Source organism: Blautia argi (assembly GCF_003287895.1).
Lineage (GTDB): Bacteria > Bacillota > Clostridia > Lachnospirales > Lachnospiraceae > Blautia > Blautia argi.
In genome coordinates this window covers 1968906-1984104 of the sequence record NZ_CP030280.1, presented here as the reverse complement: position 1 = coordinate 1984104, position 15199 = coordinate 1968906, and the positions used below count along the sequence as shown (strand labels likewise).

Here is a 15199-nt window from a genome sequence, read left to right as displayed (position 1 = left end):
CAGAAAAAGAATTATCAGGAGGACGCTGGAAATGGCAAAGAGATTACTTGGTAAAGAAGTAACAGCAGCATTAAATGAGAGAATCAAAGCAGATGTTGCTGCATTGGAAGCAAAAGGAGTAAAACCAACTCTGGGAATTATCCGTGTAGGAGAAAACGAAAGTGATATCTCCTATGAAAGAGGAGCAACAAAACGCTGCGAAACTTTAGGTGTTGCATGTGAAAAAATCTTACTTCCGGCTGATGTTACACAGGAAGAGCTTCTTGCAACTATTGAGAAAGTAAACAAAGATGACAACATTCACGGAGTATTATTATTCCGTCCTCTTCCAAAACATCTGGATCAGTCTGTGATTGAAAATGCTCTGGATCCTGCAAAAGATGTAGACTGCATGACAGACGGTTCTATGTCCGGTGTATTTACCGGAAAGAATGTAGGTTTCCCTCCATGTACACCACAGGCATGTATGGAAATTCTGGACCACTACAACATTGACTGCACAGGTAAAAAAGCAGTTGTAATCGGAAGAAGTCTGGTAGTTGGAAAACCGGCTGCTATGATGCTGATTAAGAAAAACGCAACTGTTACAGTATGCCACACAAGAACTGTTGATATGCCCTCTGTAGTAAAAGAAGCAGATATTGTGATTGTAGCTGCAGGACGTGCAGGCGTGGTAGATGACACTTATTTAAGAGAAGGTCAGGTTGTCATTGATGTAGGTATCAATGTAAACGAAGAAGGAAAACTCTGCGGAGATGTTGATTTTGAAAAAGCAGAGCCGATTGTAGAAGCAATCACTCCGGTACCGGGTGGTGTAGGAAGTGTTACCACTTCTGTATTGGTAGGTCACGTTGTAGAGGCTGCTAAGAGAAAATTTGCTTAAGAGCAAAAAGCCGTAAATATAAGCTTGAAAAGATCAGAGAAAATGCTTTGATGCAGAATCTTGTATGAAGTCTTAAAAGCTGCTGTACCAGACTGGCAATGGAATTTTCAGAAAGAAAGGTTCTGTTTGCTGAATGGCATGGCAGCTTTTTTATTGACTTTGTCTGTCAGCTTTGTGTAAATTCAGTCATGTTCTTTCGATACCAGAGGGGAAGGAAGTTTCTCTGGCATTTTGTGTTCGTCCGTTCTTGAATAGCAACGGAATCAAAAAAGGTTTTCCACAGTCTGGTATAGGAATCAGAACGGTTTTTTGATGCTTTCTATATATTCTAATTCCTGACCGGTGACAGGTGTCAGAATATAGTTTCTGTCTTTCGGGTGTACGGCGCTAAGCAGCCGGTTTTTGTCTGTGATGATCCAGTCTTCTGAAGGCATGCGGTCTTCAAAATGAGGAGCCAGAAGGGTCAGCACATTGGCCTTGGGTTCAATTACAGAAGATAAAATCTGATTTTCCAGTCTGTAAAATCGGACAAATTCCCGGAATTTGTGTGTTTCATTGTATACATTTCTCTGTAATTCAAACAAATTTTGCACCTCAGGCAAATGTAGCATATCCAAAATTTTTTTTCCATAGACAAATCCGGGTATTAAAAAACGGTAAATTATGTCCAGTTTTTTTTCATGAGAAGACAGAGTGGCAGCATAAATATACTGATAAGCACGGAAAGAAATTTTTTCCTGGACAGAATGTATAACTTTTGTTACCTTTTCTCTGTCTGTATCAATGTGTCGGTATTCACAGAACAATTCCAGGTTTCCGACAGGCTCTGTCTGAAGGCGAATATTGGAATGCCCCAGCCTGGCAGCCCAGGCATCATAAATACAGGTCATCATAGCCTCAAAATTATCAGAACAGGTAAAAATTACCATGAAAGAAACTCCTTTCTACTACAATATAGTATTCAAATCGTGTTTTAAGAAGGTTTAAAGCTGCCCGGAAACAGTTTTGCAGGTATCTTCTACAGTAGGCGGTATTTCCAGAAAATGATGGTCAAAGAGAGAAAGTTGTTCATAGCTTTGAGGGTGTTCCATCTCCCAGGAGGTTTCTTTTTCTGCGCCTGTGAGCTGCCGGGTGATAAAGTCCTCTTCTATGGGAATCCGGTACAGCATCTTTCCCTGGCAGGTGATAAAATACTGCGCCCGTTTCAGTACAACTCCCATTTTTTTCAGAGCAGAAAAATCCAGAGAACCCTGACGCCGTGCCTGAATAATCCGCCAGGCGGATTTGTTTCCGATTCCGGGAACTTTTAGTAAATCACTGTAAGAGGCACTTGAGATTTCCATGGGGAAAATGTCTAAATGCCGTAACGCCCAGTCACACTTAGGATCCAGAAGAATATTAAAGTTTGGGCGGGAAGGGCTGAGCAGGTCTTCTGCGCGAAAGCCATAATACCGCAGAAGCCAGTCTGCCTGATAAAGGCGATGCTCTCTTAAAAGAGGAGGCGCTGTATCTAAAGAAGGAAGGGCAGAATCTTCATTCAGAGGAATGTAGGCAGAAAAGAAAACTCTCTTTAAATCAAATTTCTGATACATGTGCTGTGTTACCCTCAAAAGCTCATAATCATTCTCCTTTGTGGCTCCAATTATCATCTGTGTACTTTGTCCTGCAGGGACAAAAGGACGCGAGCTGCTTTTCTGAGGAGAAGCAGGAAGAGAAGGTTCCAGAGTGTTTGTGGATAAAACTGCAGGAGAAACGGAAGCAGTTTCCAGCGCTGTCCTGTCCTGACTGGAAATATTTTGGGATTCAGCATCGGAAAAAATAGTATGTGAAAGATACTGATTTTGTCCAAATCGTTCCACGGCAGCAGATTTTCCAATAGAAAGCCGATAATCCACGATTTGCCTCTGTATTTGTGACATGGGCTTTATAATGCTCTGAGGCGTCTTTCCGGGGGCAAGGGCATGAAGGCTCTGCTCTGTAGGTAGCTCCAGATTTACGCTCATACGGTCAGCCAGATAACCGGTTCGCTCAATAATCTCAGCGTCAGCTCCCGGAACTGCTTTCGCATGGATATAGCCGCGAAAGTGGTATTTTCTGCGTAGAAGAAAAAGCGTCTGGTACATAAGCTCCATGGTATAGGTAGGATTTTTTATGACACCGGAACTTAAAAAGAGTCCTTCTATATAATTTCGTTTGTAAAACTCCATGGTAATATCGCAAAGCTCTTCAGGAGTAAAGGTCGTGCGAATCCGGTCATTGGAACGGCGGTTTATACAGTATTTACAGTCATAAATACATTCATTAGACAGCAGCACTTTCAAAAGAGAAATACACCGACCGTCCGCGGAAAAGCTGTGGCAAATGCCGGCAGCACAGGAATTACCCAGGCTGCCCTTTTTCCCTCTCCGGTCAGAACCGCTGGAGGTACAGGCAACGTCGTATTTGGCGGCATCAGATAAAATCTGTAATTTTTCTTCCAGAGAAAGGCAAAAATTTACGTTCATAAAAACACCTCTTTTTTAATGTGATCAAAACAAAATCGAACATATATTCTGGTTTTATTATAACATGTCTTTTGAAAATGTCAAGAACAAATGTTCGTGAAATTGAAAGGTATTTTTTCCCATTGTCTGTCATATAATCTAGCAATACGAGGAAAGGGGTATTTTATGGATACATATAATATTTATAAAGATATACAGGCTCGCACAAATGGAGAAATTTACATAGGCGTGGTGGGACCGGTACGTACAGGAAAATCCACCTTTGTACGCAGATTCATGGAGCTGGCGGCTCTGCCTAATATGGAGGAAAATCTGAGAAATGAAATTCGCGATCAGTTGCCCTTAAGTGGCTCCGGAAAATTAATTACAACCGTAGAACCTAAATTTATTCCCAAAGAAGCTGCCAGAATTCAGATTGGAGAGGATGTCCAGGGAAAAATACGGCTTATAGACTGTGTGGGATTTCTGGTTCCTGATGCAGCGGGAAATGTGGAGGATGGAAAGGAGAGAATGGTGAAAACACCCTGGTACAGCTATGAAATTCCTTTTCATCAAGCAGCAGAAACAGGTACCAGAAAGGTCATAGAGGAACATTCCAACATTGGGCTGGTTATTACCTGTGACGGCTCTTTTGGAGAAATTCCAAGGGAAAATTACATTGCTGCAGAAGAGAAAACTGTGGCAGAATTAAAAAAAACAGGGAAGCCTTTTCTTATTCTTTTGAATTCCCAAAAGCCTTATAAGGAGGAAACCTTAGCTCTTGCAGAGGAGTTGAAAAAGAAATATCAGGCAGGTGTTTTAAGTCTGAATTGTGAACAGCTTAGAAAGGAAGACGTATCCAGAATTATGGAGAAAATTCTCTATGAATTTCCCATTGTCCAAGTAGAATTTTATATACCGAAATGGGTAGAGATGCTGCCTGCAGACCATTATTTAAAAGAAAGTCTTCTGGCGGCTGTCAGAGAATTAATGGGGAATATGAAGTATGTAAAGGACGCTTCCAAGGAACATTTTGTAACCTCCTGTGAGTATTTAAAAGGTTTGACTTTAGAGAAAACGGACTTATCTGCCGGAAAAATTCGTGTACGGGTGGATATGGACGATACCTGGTACTATGAAATTTTAAGTGAGATGACTGGCGTCAGTATTTCTGATGAATATGAGCTGATTCATACCATGAAGGAGTTGGCAAAAATGAAAGAGGAATATGTCAAAGTAAAAGGGGCAATTTCCTCTGTTCGTGGAAAAGGATATGGGGTAGTAACTCCGGACAAAGGGGAGATAAAACTGGAAGAACCGGTTGTTATAAAACAGGGAAACAAGTATGGAGTAAAAATTAAATCCATCAGCCCTTCCATACATATGATTCGCGCAAATATTGAAACAGAAATTGCGCCTATTGTGGGAAGTGAGGAGCAGGCAAAAGACCTGATATCTTATATTAAAACCAGTGATGAAAGAAAAGAAAGTATCTGGCAGACAAATATTTTCGGCAAATCTATCGGACAGCTGGTAGAAGACGGCATTCATACAAAACTGGTTCAGATTGGAGAAGAAAGCCAGGTAAAACTTCAGGATACCATGCAGAAAATTGTCAATGACAGCAAGGGTGGGCTGGTGTGTATCATTATTTAGAGTATAAAATATCCGGGAGATTTTCATAGAAAAAGTCCGGTCAGAAGATGCAGGGATTCATGTATAAACGCATTTTCTGGCGGGGCTTTTTATGGTGTAAAGTAATTTTTATCTGCAGGGAAAATCTCGGAAAAAGATGGAAACTTTCTTTTCATAGAGAGGGTGCGGTGTTATAATGTAGAAAAGAGATTTCGGAGGTGTTTGCATGGATATTTTTCTGGTGATTTTTGATATATTTATGGCACTTATTATGTATCTGTCAGGCTTCACTTTTTATAAATCCAGGGGAAAAGGTTGCGATTTTCTAAGCGGATACAATATGCGCTCTGAAGAGGAACGGAAAAAGTATGATGAGAATGCCATGTGCCGTACTTATGGAAAGAATATGATGCTTATGGCAGCACCTTTTATTATAGGGGCAGTTCTTGATGTATTAAAGCCGGGCATGGGGTGTATACTGGCATGGATTATATGGATAATACAGTTTCTTTTTCTGATGATGAAGAGAACGAAGCTGGAGAGAGGAAGAATGAATACAGGGACACATCTTGATGAACAAAAAGCATTTGGAAAAGATAAGAAAACAGATATGTGAGGTAAGAATATGGTAGAATATCGGACATTAAGTGAGCCTGAAATAGACCGCGCATTGTTTCAAAATTTTATTCGCAGGCAGGTAGTTACAAAGTGCTGGCGCAGGGAAAAGGGAAAATGGCTCATAAAAGAAGTTCCATTTATTGATGATTGGACAGAAGAGGATTACAAAGTTTTGATAGGGTGTCTGAAGCGCACGGTTTCCACAGGAGGCGTTGTGTTTGGGGCTTTTGCGGATAAGGAACTAAAGGGCTTTGCCGCTGTTTTACCGGAGATTTTCGGCGGAGAAAATCAGTATATGGATTTAGCTGCGATTCATGTTTCCCAGGACATGAGAGGCAGTGGGATAGGCAGTTGCCTTTTAGGGAAAGCAAAGGAATGGGCAAAGGAAAAGGGCGCAAAAAAGCTTTATATTTCAGCCCATTCTGCAGTGGAGAGTCAGGCATTTTATAAAAAAATGGGATGCATGGAGGCAAAGCTTTACAAGCAGGAACATGTGGAGGCAGAACCCTTTGACTGTCAGTTAGAGGTTCTGCTATAAGGAGAAGTGCATATGTCAGATTCAAACTATGAAAAGGTTTTTAAGCAGTATCAGGAATGGTTTTTACGGGACAATCAGGAGAAAACAGCAGAAGTTCTGAAGTTGAAAATGGATTCAATGTACCTATACGTTCCCTTTTTTGGAGAACTGTGTAAGGTCAGCCGAAGGGACGGAAATATTAGAAAAGCAGATGATTCTGCCGTTTTAGTGGAGGACAGACTGACGATTATGCAGCATCTTCATTACTACAAGCAGACAGCCATGGAGAGTACAAAAAGAGTTGCTTTTCGGGAGATAAAGGAGGCCGCTGTTTTTGAAAAAGCTTATCAAAAATCTTCCTTGAAGCCTTTAGTAAGAGCTTTTTCGAATCATTTAGAAGAGCTGCGCCTGGCGGGAAAAAAGCTGCAGGGAAAAAAAGAATCGCTGGGTGATGTGAGCTTTACGCTGCAGGCGTTTCCGAGAATTTCGCTTACCTATGTTTTCTGGGACGCAGATGAGGAATTTCCGGCCTCGTCAAATATTCTTTTTGATAATCGGATCACAGATTGGACACACCCGGAAAGTGTTCCTGTGCTGGCAGAAATCGGAACCAGAAAGCTCATAGAAGCAGCGGGCGGGGATTTGACACCCTGGATAGAAAAATAGAGGGTTTACATTGACTTTTATTGTAGAAAATTATATAATAAGTACGGTTACGAATAGAAAAAAAGCTGAACATTTCCATGGAAACAGGAGAATTTCCTGTGCAAGTCCGTTACTGTAAAGCCAGATACATGAAATGTTTGGAAAGTGAAAGCGTTCTGCGGCAACCGGATACTTTCATGCAGAAGGAAAATACAGAAGCAGGAAGAATCTGTTTTTGCAAGTAAAAGAAATTCCGTTGTCTTTAAAGGACAGCGGTTTTTTTGTTCATAGGAAAATTCTGTTCTATAAAATAAAGTGAGGAAGTTATGACAGGACTGGAAGGTTATTACAGTATTAAAAACAACAAAAAGATGCATTACGGCTACACCACCGGCTCCTGTGCAGCCGGGGCAGCAAAGGCAGCAGCCTCTCTCCTTCTTTTAAAAAGAGAGGCAGATACAGAAAGTCTTATGACCCCAAAGGGAATCCTTCTTTCCCTGCCTGTTTCAGATAGGAAAAAAGGGGAGGGTTGGGCTTCCTGTGCCGTGCAGAAGGACGCGGGAGATGATCCGGACGTGACACATGGCTTAAAGATTTATGCAAAAGTAGAAAAAACAACAGCGGCCGGGATTGTGATCGACGGTGGCGCAGGTGTGGGAAGAGTTACAAAAAAGGGACTGGAGCAGCCTGTGGGGAGTGCAGCGATTAACAAGGTTCCCCGTGCTATGATACAAAAAGAAGTAGAAGAAATCTGCAGTCAGGCAGATTACGAGGGTGGTCTTCGGGTAACGATCAGTGTGCCGGAGGGAGAAAAAACTGCAGTCAGAACCTTTAATCCTCGTCTTGGGATTGAAGGCGGGATTTCCATACTGGGAACTTCCGGAATTGTGGAGCCCATGAGTGAGGCAGCCTTGATAAAAAGTATTGAAGTAGAAATGCGGCAAAAGGTAGAAAACGGCGCAAAATATCTTTTGGTAACGCCGGGAAATTACGGTGTGGCGTATATAAAAGCTCATATGGAGCTACCCTTTGAAGAAAACATGAAGTGCAGCAATTATGTGGGGGAAACCCTGGATATGGCTGTGGATATGGGAGTGGAAGGAATCCTTTTTATTTCTCATATAGGGAAATTTGTAAAGGTGGCGGCCGGGATTATGAATACCCATTCCCGCTGTGCAGACGGCAGAGCGGAAATACTGGCTGCCAATGCAGTCAGGGCAGGGATTTCCATGGAAGGCGCCAGAGAAATTCTGGATACCATTACCACGGATGAAGCCTTAGCTGTCATACAAAGAGAAGAACTTTTAAAGCCAGTTATGAAGGAATTGACAGAGAGAATTGCCTATTATCTGAGCCATAGAACCTATGGAAGACTGCTTACAGGCGCTGTTTTGTTTTCCAATGAATTCGGCTATCTGGGAGAAACAGATGAGGCAAAAAAGCTGGCAGAGTTTTTGCGGAAGCAGTATGGAAAAGTATAAAACAGGTATCAGATAAAGAGGAAGCTACAGAAGGGAGAAATAGAAAATGAATGGAAAGCTGTTTGGACTGGGGGTAGGCCCCGGAGATCCGGAATTATTGACCATAAAAGCGTTGCGTATCATACAGGAAAGCGATGTGATTGCAGTGCCGGGCAATCAGGTAGAAGACAGTGTTGCCTATCAGATTGTAAAAGGTGTATATAAAGAACTGGACAGTAAGGTATTATTGCCTGTGGCTATGCCTATGACAAAGGATAAGGCAGTGCTTGAGGCGAATCATGAAAAGGCAGCAGATGATGTGGAGGTCTGCCTGAAAGAAGGAAAACAGGTGGCATTTCTGACTCTTGGAGATCCTACGGTTTATTCTACTTACATGTATGTACATAAGAGGATTCAAAGCCGGGGCTATGAAGTAGAAATTGTCAGTGGAATCCCTTCTTTTTGCGCAGTGGCAGCCAGATTAAATATCAGTCTGGTAGAAATGGCAGAGCCGCTCCATGTGATTCCTGCAACTTATAAGGCTGATGAGATGGAGGATATTTTAACTCTTCCGGGAACGAAAGTTCTGATGAAAACAGGCAGGAAATTAAAGCAGGTAAAAGAGAGTATTTTAAACAGCAAACAGGAAGCTGTTATGATTGAAAACTGCGGTATGGAATCTGAAAAAATCTATAGAAGTGCAGAGGAAATTCCAGACGCAGCAGGTTATTATTCACTGATTATTGTGAAAGAAAAGGGGTGAAAACATGATACATTTTGTGGGTGCAGGAAGCGGAGCAGCAGATTTAATAACGCTTAGAGGAAAGAAATTTCTGGAGGATGCTGATGTAGTGATTTATGCTGGTTCTCTGGTAAATCCTCAGCTTTTGGAATATACAAAGCCAGGATGTGCAATTTATAACAGTGCAAAAATGACATTGGAAGAAGTACTGGAAGTGATGTTCCAGGCAGAAAAAGAGGAGAAAATGACGGTGCGTCTTCATACAGGGGATCCCTGTCTTTACGGGGCTATTCGGGAGCAGATGGACGTGCTGGACGAAAAGAAAATTGCCTATGATTATTGTCCGGGTGTCAGCTCTTTCTGTGGTGCAGCGTCAGCGCTTGATTTGGAATATACCCTTCCTAATGTGTCACAGAGCGTTATTATTACGAGAATGGCAGGCAGGACACCTGTGCCTCCCAAGGAGAGTATTGAGTCCTTTGCGGCACACCAGGCAACCATGGTAGTATTTTTAAGTACAGGTATGCTGGAAGAGCTTTCCGGAAGACTTATAGAGGGCGGATACAAACCGGATACACCGGCGGCTATTGTCTATAAAGCAACCTGGGAAGATGAAAAAACTTTTGTGTGTACAGTAGATACCCTGGCACAGACAGCCAGAGAAAACAATATTACTAAAACCGCCCTTATGATTATCGGCGACGTGGTAGCGCACCATTCTTATGACCGTTCCAAGCTGTATGACCCGGAATTTACCACAGAGTTCAGAGAAGGAAATTCCCGTCAGTAGCAGGTGCGGTTTCATGAGAAATACGGAGGTGGATTATGAAAATATCAATTATCAGCTTCAGTCAGTCCGGTTACCGTCTGAGTGAAATGCTGTACTGGGTACTGAAAGAGCGTTGTCATGAAGTGACCTCTTATACCAAAAGTAAATATACAAAAAAGGTGCTGGACGAATCACAGCTAGAGGAGGATTCCAGGGATTTCAGAAATGTGAAACAGTTTGCAAAGCCTGTGGACGAATCTATTCATGAGTGGACTGGACAGCGTTTTTGCGACAGTGATGCCATTGTTTTTGTAGGCGCCTGTGGCATAGCAGTTCGCAGCATTGCGCCTTTTGTAAAAAGCAAAAAAATGGATCCGGCTGTAGTAGTTGTGGACGAGCAGGGACATTTTTCCATTTCTCTTTTGTCCGGGCATCTGGGCGGCGCCAATGAGCTGGCAGAAGAGATTGCAGAAATTGTGCATGCACAGCCGGTGGTGACTACAGCAACGGATTTAAATGATAAATTTGCAGTGGATATTTTCGCAAAAAGGAATGGCTGTTATATTTCAGATATGAGCCTTGCAAAGGAAATTTCCGCGGCAGTACTGGCAGGAAAGCAAATCGGTTTTGCCAGTGATTTTCCATGGCTTGGCGAACTTCCCGAGGAATTAAAACTCTGTACAGGAGAGGAAGAGGAGAAGCCGGAGCTTGGAATTTGTGTCACTACAGGTTATCTGCAGCACCCCTTTGTTCATACGCTGTATCTGATTCCAAGGGTTATTACCACAGGCGTGGGCTGTAAAAAGGGAACCTCAAAGGAAACTGTGGAAAGCGTAATCAGAAGAGCATGCGACGAGCTTCTGATTCCCTCTGTGGCTATGGAACAGGTGACAAGTATTGACCTGAAAAAAGAGGAGCAGGGAATTCTTGAGTACTGCAAGGAGAGAAACCTTCCTTTTATCACTTATACGGCAGAGGAGTTGAAAGAGGTAGAAGGAACCTATGCGGAATCTCAGTTCGTAAAAGAGATTACAGGGGTGGAAAATGTGTGCGAAAGAGCCGCTCTTCTGGGAAGTAACAAGGAAGGAAAAGGTAGACTGATACAGAGAAAATATGCGCAGGACGGTGTAACGGTAGCTCTTGCCATGAAGAAATGGAGTGTGGATTTTGAATAAATTATATGTGGTGGGCATCGGACCAGGTGCCTATGAAAAAATGACGATTGAGGCATCACAGGCATTGTCAAAAAGTGACGTGATTATTGGATATACCGTATATGTGGATTTGGTAAAAGAGCATTTCCCCGGAAAAGAATTTATGACAACGCCAATGAAAAAAGAGGTGGATCGCTGTGTCCTTGCTTTTGAAGAAGCTATGAACGGAAAGACAGTTTCCATGATTTGCAGTGGAGATGCAGGTGTATATGGCATGTCTGGTCTGATGTATGAAATCGGTACTAGATATCCGGAAGTTGAGCTGGAAATTATTCCGGGGGTTACGGCAGCTACAGGCGGTGCGGCTGTATTGGGAGCGCCTTTGATTCATGATTTTTGTCTGATTAGTTTAAGTGATTTACTGACTCCCTGGGAGAAAATCGAAGCCCGTCTTTTAAGTGCTTCTCAGGCAGACTTTGTTATCTGTCTTTACAATCCTTCCAGCAAAAAGCGTCACGATTATCTGGAAAAGGCCTGCGACCTTATGCTGCAGTATAAAGCGCCGGATACGGTTTGCGGAATTGTAGGGAATATTGGAAGAGAAGGGGAAAGCATGCAGGTTATGACACTGGAAGAACTGAAAAAGACTTCTGTGGATATGTTTACTACTGTTTTTGTAGGAAATTCTCAGACAAAAGAAATAGGTGGAAAAATGGTAACGCCGAGAGGATATAAAAATGTGTAAGGTCATTGTTTTTGCCGGAACCACAGAGGGCAGACAGCTGGCAGAATTTCTGAGCAGGAGAGAACTTCCGGCTCTTATCTGTGTTGCAACAGAGTATGGAGAACAGCTTTTGCCGTCCTCAGATGCTCTGGACATTTCCCATAAACGTCTTACTGAAATAGAAATGGAACAGCTTTTTCAGGAAAAGGGAGCGCCTTTGATTCTTGATGCAACCCACCCCTATGCCGCTGAAGTGACAGAGAATATAAGAAAGGCCTGTGAAAAAACAGATGCTTCTTATGTAAGAATATTGCGGGAGAATAGCGAAGCGGCTGGCAGCAGGGAAAGTCTTTATGCAGATTCTGTAGAAGAAGCAGTTGGCCTTTTGGAACATACGGAAGGAAATATTCTGGTAACAACAGGAAGCAAAGAAGCAGGGAAATTTACCGCTCTTTCAGATTATAAAAACAGGGTTTTTTTAAGAGTTTTATCTCTTCCTAATGTGGCAAGGCAGTGTGCAGAACTGGGATTTGAAGGAAGAAATCTCATCTGTATGCAGGGTCCTTTTTCCACAGAATTGAATGTTGCCATGCTTCGGCAGTTGGATTGTAAATATCTGGTAACAAAGATGTCAGGAAGTACCGGAGGTTTTCAGGAAAAGATAGAGGCAGCTAAAATTTGTGGCTGTACCCCTGTTATCATCGGAAGACCTTTAAAGGAAGAGGGGATTTCTGTTCTGCAGTGCAAACGCCTGTTGTGTGAACGTTTTTCTCTTTCTTCTCAGGCGGAAATTACCCTGGCAGGAATTGGTATGGGCAGTGCAGAAAGCCGTACAGGGGAAGCCCAAAAGGCAATCCAGGAGGCGGATTTGCTGATTGGGGCAAGGCGTATGGTAGAGTCCTGTGCAAGAAGAGGTCAGGATATTTATGTGGAATATGACAGTCAGAAGATTGCCGATTATATTCAGAAACACCCGGAATATGAAAAGGTTGTTCTTGTTTTATCCGGAGATACCGGCTTTTACAGTGGTGCAAAAAAGCTTCTTCAGGTATTAGGAGATAAGGTAAAGGTTATCTGCGGAATCCCTTCCCCGGTTTATTTTATGAGTCGGATTAAAAAATCCTGGGACGATGTTTTGCTTACCAGTGTCCACGGGAAAGAAGAAAGACTTCCCTGGCTGATTCAGACCCATGAGAAGGTGTTTTCTATCCTTGGTACAAAGGACGGAATCTCCGGGCTGGCAGAAAAACTGCTGGAAATAGGACTCGATGAAGTACAGATGTATACAGGAGAAAGGCTGTCTTATGATAACGAACTTCTGCGCAGGGGAACGCCAAAAGACTTTTTGAATTATGAGGCAGACAGTTTAAGCGTGGTATATGTGGAGAATCCCAATTACCGGAGAAACTTTGCTACCCATGGGATTCCGGACAGTGCATTTTTGAGAGATAAGGTACCTATGACAAAGGAAGAAGTGCGTACAGTATCTCTGTCTAAATTGCGTCTGTATGAGGATTCTGTTTGCTATGATGTAGGGGCAGGGACAGGTTCTGTGTCGGTAGAGATGGCGGTAAGAGCAGGAAGAGGTAAGGTTTATGCCATTGAAAAGAAGCCTCTTGCCATAGAGGTTTTGCAGAAAAACAAGGCAAAATTTGCGCTGGATAATCTGGAAATTATAGAAGGATTAGCGCCTGAGGCTATGGAAGATTTAGAACCCTGTACCCATGCTTTTATCGGTGGTTCTTCCGGCAATATGAAAGAAATCATACGCCTGCTTTTACAGAAAAATCCCAGGGTGCGAATAGTTATAAATTGTATTGCTCTGGAAACACTTTCTGAAACCCTGCAGTGCTTAAAAGAACTGCCTCTTACGGATACAGAAATTGTACAGATAGCTGCCAGCAAGGCAAAAAGTGTGGTGGGTTATCACATGATGACAGGAGAAAATCCTATTTATATTATTTCCTGTACCGGGGCAGGCATTTCAGAGATGGAATCCCCGGAATAAGAGAGGAGGGGCTTATGAAAATCCCCCGTTTTTTACTGACCGCAGGTGCCAGCGGAAGCGGAAAAACCCTGGTTACCTGTGGAATTCTTCAGGCATTTAAAAATAGAGGGCTGGACGTAGTATCCTTTAAATGCGGCCCTGATTATATTGACCCTATGTTTCATGCAAAGGTAATCGGGACGAAATCCGCGAATCTGGATACCTTTTTTACGAATGAGGAAACCACTCGTTATTTATTGACGGAGAATGCCAAAGATGCAGATATTGCCGTTATGGAAGGCGTTATGGGATACTATGACGGCGTGGGAGGTATCGCTACAAAAGCCAGCGCCTACGATTTGGCAAAAGTAACGGACACTCCTGCCGTGCTTCTGATAAACTGCAAGGGAATGAGTGTTTCCATACTGCCTTATGTTCAAGGATTTGTAAAGTATCAAAAGGACAGTCATATTGAGGGAGTTTTGCTAAATCAGATGTCACCCATGTTGTATCCCAGAGTGAAAAAACTCATAGAGGAGGAACTTCATGTCCCGGTTTACGGGTATGTTCCCCGTGTGGAGGAGTGCAGACTGGAAAGCCGTCATCTGGGGTTGGTGCTGCCTGATGAAGTGGTAGAATTAAAAGAAAAGCTCAATCGTCTGGCAGAGGTTTTAGAAAAGACTGTTGATTTGGACGGGCTGTTGAAACTGGGAAATTCTGCGCTGGATTTAAAGGTGCAGACCCCCTGATTTTTTAAAACAGGTTGAGAAAAAAAAGACAGAAAAAGCAGTGCGTATTGGCGTGGCAAAGGACGAAGCCTTCTGCTTTTTATATAAGGACAACTTGGAACTTCTGGAAAAAATGGGTGGAAAAATCTGTTATTTTTCTCCTCTTCACGACGCACATCTTCCGGCAAATCTGGACGGTCTTTTGCTCTGTGGAGGTTATCCTGAGCTTTTTGGAAAAGAGCTGGAAAAAGGAGAATCCATAAGACAGGAGATAAAAAAAAGTTCTGGAACAAGGACTGCCGGTTCTGGCAGAATGCGGAGGCTTTATGTACCTTCACGATACCTTTGAGGATATGCAGGGAAAGGTATGCAGGGGAGTGGGACAGATACCGGGAAAAGCCTATAAAACTCCACGTTTGTCCCGTTTTGGTTATATTCAGGTGACCAGCAAGGAGAGAAAGCTTTTCGGAAAGACGATAGATAGTTGTCCCGCTCATGAATTTCATTATTTTGACTCTGAAAACTGTGGCACAGACTGTTTCGCAGCTAAGCCAGAAAGCAGCAGAGGGTGGGACTGTCTACATGCAACAGACACGATGCTGGCAGGCTTTCCTCACTTTTATTATTACGGCAATCCAGAACTTCCTATGGCATTTCTGGATCGCTGCAGAACCTACAGACAACAGAAAAAGGTAGTGTCAACTGAGTTATGAAAAACTGAGCGATAAGAAAAAGGCTCAGATGAACCTTGAAAATTGCAGATATGTTAGTTTGAGGTAAGTTTACGCCACCCTTGACAGCACGCAAAAGAACTGCTGTAGATAAATCACCGACGGCGAAGAACTCAAGAACAG

General features: G+C 42.8%; 14 protein-coding genes and 1 pseudogene. 12 read left to right on the top strand and 3 right to left on the bottom strand.

Features of this window, described 5'->3' with window-relative positions; all coding sequences use genetic code 11:
- Positions 1–31: 31 nt before the first annotated feature.
- On the top strand, positions 32–883 hold the full coding sequence (locus tag DQQ01_RS09675) for a bifunctional 5,10-methylenetetrahydrofolate dehydrogenase/5,10-methenyltetrahydrofolate cyclohydrolase (RefSeq protein ID WP_111919863.1): 852 nt from the start codon (positions 32–34) through the stop codon (positions 881–883).
- A gap of 166 nt (positions 884–1049) precedes the next feature.
- Here DQQ01_RS09675 and DQQ01_RS18165 read toward each other — a convergent pair whose 3' ends face one another.
- From DQQ01_RS18165 to DQQ01_RS09665, 3 genes are read right to left on the bottom strand one after another with little or no spacing between them, the layout of a single operon-like run.
- Positions 1050–1136, bottom strand: coding sequence for a DUF4130 domain-containing protein (locus DQQ01_RS18165; protein WP_278278189.1), 87 nt, complete (start codon positions 1134–1136; stop codon positions 1050–1052).
- Between the two features lie 43 nt (positions 1137–1179).
- Positions 1180–1812, bottom strand: coding sequence for a TIGR03915 family putative DNA repair protein (locus DQQ01_RS09670; RefSeq protein WP_278278132.1), 633 nt, complete (start codon positions 1810–1812; stop codon positions 1180–1182).
- A 54-nt stretch (positions 1813–1866) separates the two neighbouring features.
- Positions 1867–3387: a putative DNA modification/repair radical SAM protein gene (locus DQQ01_RS09665; protein ID WP_111919862.1), complete on the bottom strand. Its 1521-nt coding sequence runs from the start codon at positions 3385–3387 to the stop codon at positions 1867–1869.
- A 165-nt stretch (positions 3388–3552) separates the two neighbouring features.
- Here DQQ01_RS09665 and spoIVA point away from each other — a divergent pair, with 165 nt between their 5' ends.
- The 11 genes and pseudogenes from spoIVA to DQQ01_RS18420 all read left to right on the top strand — a co-directional run bounded on the left by spoIVA (position 3553) and on the right by DQQ01_RS18420 (position 15058).
- Positions 3553–5022 carry a stage IV sporulation protein A gene (gene spoIVA, locus DQQ01_RS09660; RefSeq protein WP_111919861.1) on the top strand — a complete coding sequence of 490 codons (1470 nt, stop codon included), beginning with the start codon at positions 3553–3555 and terminating at the stop codon, positions 5020–5022.
- Between the two features lie 205 nt (positions 5023–5227).
- Entirely contained in the window at positions 5228–5617 is a 390-nt protein-coding gene (locus DQQ01_RS09655) for a DUF3784 domain-containing protein (RefSeq protein ID WP_242980295.1), read from the top strand.
- A gap of 9 nt (positions 5618–5626) precedes the next feature.
- Positions 5627–6157, top strand: coding sequence for a GNAT family N-acetyltransferase (locus DQQ01_RS09650; RefSeq protein ID WP_111919860.1), 531 nt, complete (start codon positions 5627–5629; stop codon positions 6155–6157).
- Positions 6158–6169: 12 nt separating this feature from the next.
- The gene (locus DQQ01_RS09645; protein ID WP_111919859.1) at positions 6170–6802 is read left to right on the top strand and encodes a DUF3786 domain-containing protein; all 633 of its coding nucleotides are present in this window, start codon (positions 6170–6172) and stop codon (positions 6800–6802) included.
- A 305-nt stretch (positions 6803–7107) separates the two neighbouring features.
- Positions 7108–8262 (top strand): cobalt-precorrin-5B (C(1))-methyltransferase CbiD, encoded by a 1155-nt coding sequence (cbiD, locus tag DQQ01_RS09640; RefSeq protein ID WP_111919858.1) that lies wholly within the window; start codon positions 7108–7110, stop codon positions 8260–8262.
- Between the two features lie 46 nt (positions 8263–8308).
- Positions 8309–9004 (top strand): precorrin-2 C(20)-methyltransferase, encoded by a 696-nt coding sequence (cobI, locus tag DQQ01_RS09635; RefSeq protein ID WP_111919857.1) that lies wholly within the window; start codon positions 8309–8311, stop codon positions 9002–9004.
- Between the two features lie 4 nt (positions 9005–9008).
- Complete coding sequence (gene cobM, locus DQQ01_RS09630; RefSeq protein WP_111919856.1) at positions 9009–9773, top strand: precorrin-4 C(11)-methyltransferase; 765 nt, start codon at positions 9009–9011, stop codon at positions 9771–9773.
- A 35-nt stretch (positions 9774–9808) separates the two neighbouring features.
- Positions 9809–10927, top strand: coding sequence for a cobalt-precorrin 5A hydrolase (locus DQQ01_RS09625; protein ID WP_111919855.1), 1119 nt, complete (start codon positions 9809–9811; stop codon positions 10925–10927).
- Positions 10920–11651 carry a precorrin-3B C(17)-methyltransferase gene (cobJ, locus tag DQQ01_RS09620; protein ID WP_111919854.1) on the top strand — a complete coding sequence of 244 codons (732 nt, stop codon included), beginning with the start codon at positions 10920–10922 and terminating at the stop codon, positions 11649–11651. Before DQQ01_RS09625 ends, cobJ begins: the two co-directional genes overlap by 8 nt.
- Complete coding sequence (gene cobK, locus DQQ01_RS09615; protein WP_111919853.1) at positions 11644–13638, top strand: precorrin-6A reductase; 1995 nt, start codon at positions 11644–11646, stop codon at positions 13636–13638. Before cobJ ends, cobK begins: the two co-directional genes overlap by 8 nt.
- Before the next feature lie 14 nt (positions 13639–13652).
- Positions 13653–15058: pseudogene (locus tag DQQ01_RS18420) on the top strand (cobyrinate a,c-diamide synthase).
- Positions 15059–15199: the final 141 nt, after the last annotated feature.

Coding starts and splice junctions, on each gene's coding strand:
- cobK (WP_111919853.1), top strand. CDS start 11,644: ATGTGTAAGGTCATTGTTTTTGCCGGAACCACAGAGGGCAGACAGCTG.
- DQQ01_RS09670 (WP_278278132.1), bottom strand. CDS start 1,812: ATGGTAATTTTTACCTGTTCTGATAATTTTGAGGCTATGATGACCTGT.
- spoIVA (WP_111919861.1), top strand. CDS start 3,553: ATGGATACATATAATATTTATAAAGATATACAGGCTCGCACAAATGGA.
- DQQ01_RS09675 (WP_111919863.1), top strand. CDS start 32: ATGGCAAAGAGATTACTTGGTAAAGAAGTAACAGCAGCATTAAATGAG.
- DQQ01_RS09650 (WP_111919860.1), top strand. CDS start 5,627: ATGGTAGAATATCGGACATTAAGTGAGCCTGAAATAGACCGCGCATTG.
- cobM (WP_111919856.1), top strand. CDS start 9,009: ATGATACATTTTGTGGGTGCAGGAAGCGGAGCAGCAGATTTAATAACG.
- DQQ01_RS09655 (WP_242980295.1), top strand. CDS start 5,228: ATGGATATTTTTCTGGTGATTTTTGATATATTTATGGCACTTATTATG.
- cbiD (WP_111919858.1), top strand. CDS start 7,108: ATGACAGGACTGGAAGGTTATTACAGTATTAAAAACAACAAAAAGATG.
- DQQ01_RS09665 (WP_111919862.1), bottom strand. CDS start 3,387: ATGAACGTAAATTTTTGCCTTTCTCTGGAAGAAAAATTACAGATTTTA.
- DQQ01_RS09645 (WP_111919859.1), top strand. CDS start 6,170: ATGTCAGATTCAAACTATGAAAAGGTTTTTAAGCAGTATCAGGAATGG.
- DQQ01_RS09625 (WP_111919855.1), top strand. CDS start 9,809: ATGAAAATATCAATTATCAGCTTCAGTCAGTCCGGTTACCGTCTGAGT.
- cobI (WP_111919857.1), top strand. CDS start 8,309: ATGAATGGAAAGCTGTTTGGACTGGGGGTAGGCCCCGGAGATCCGGAA.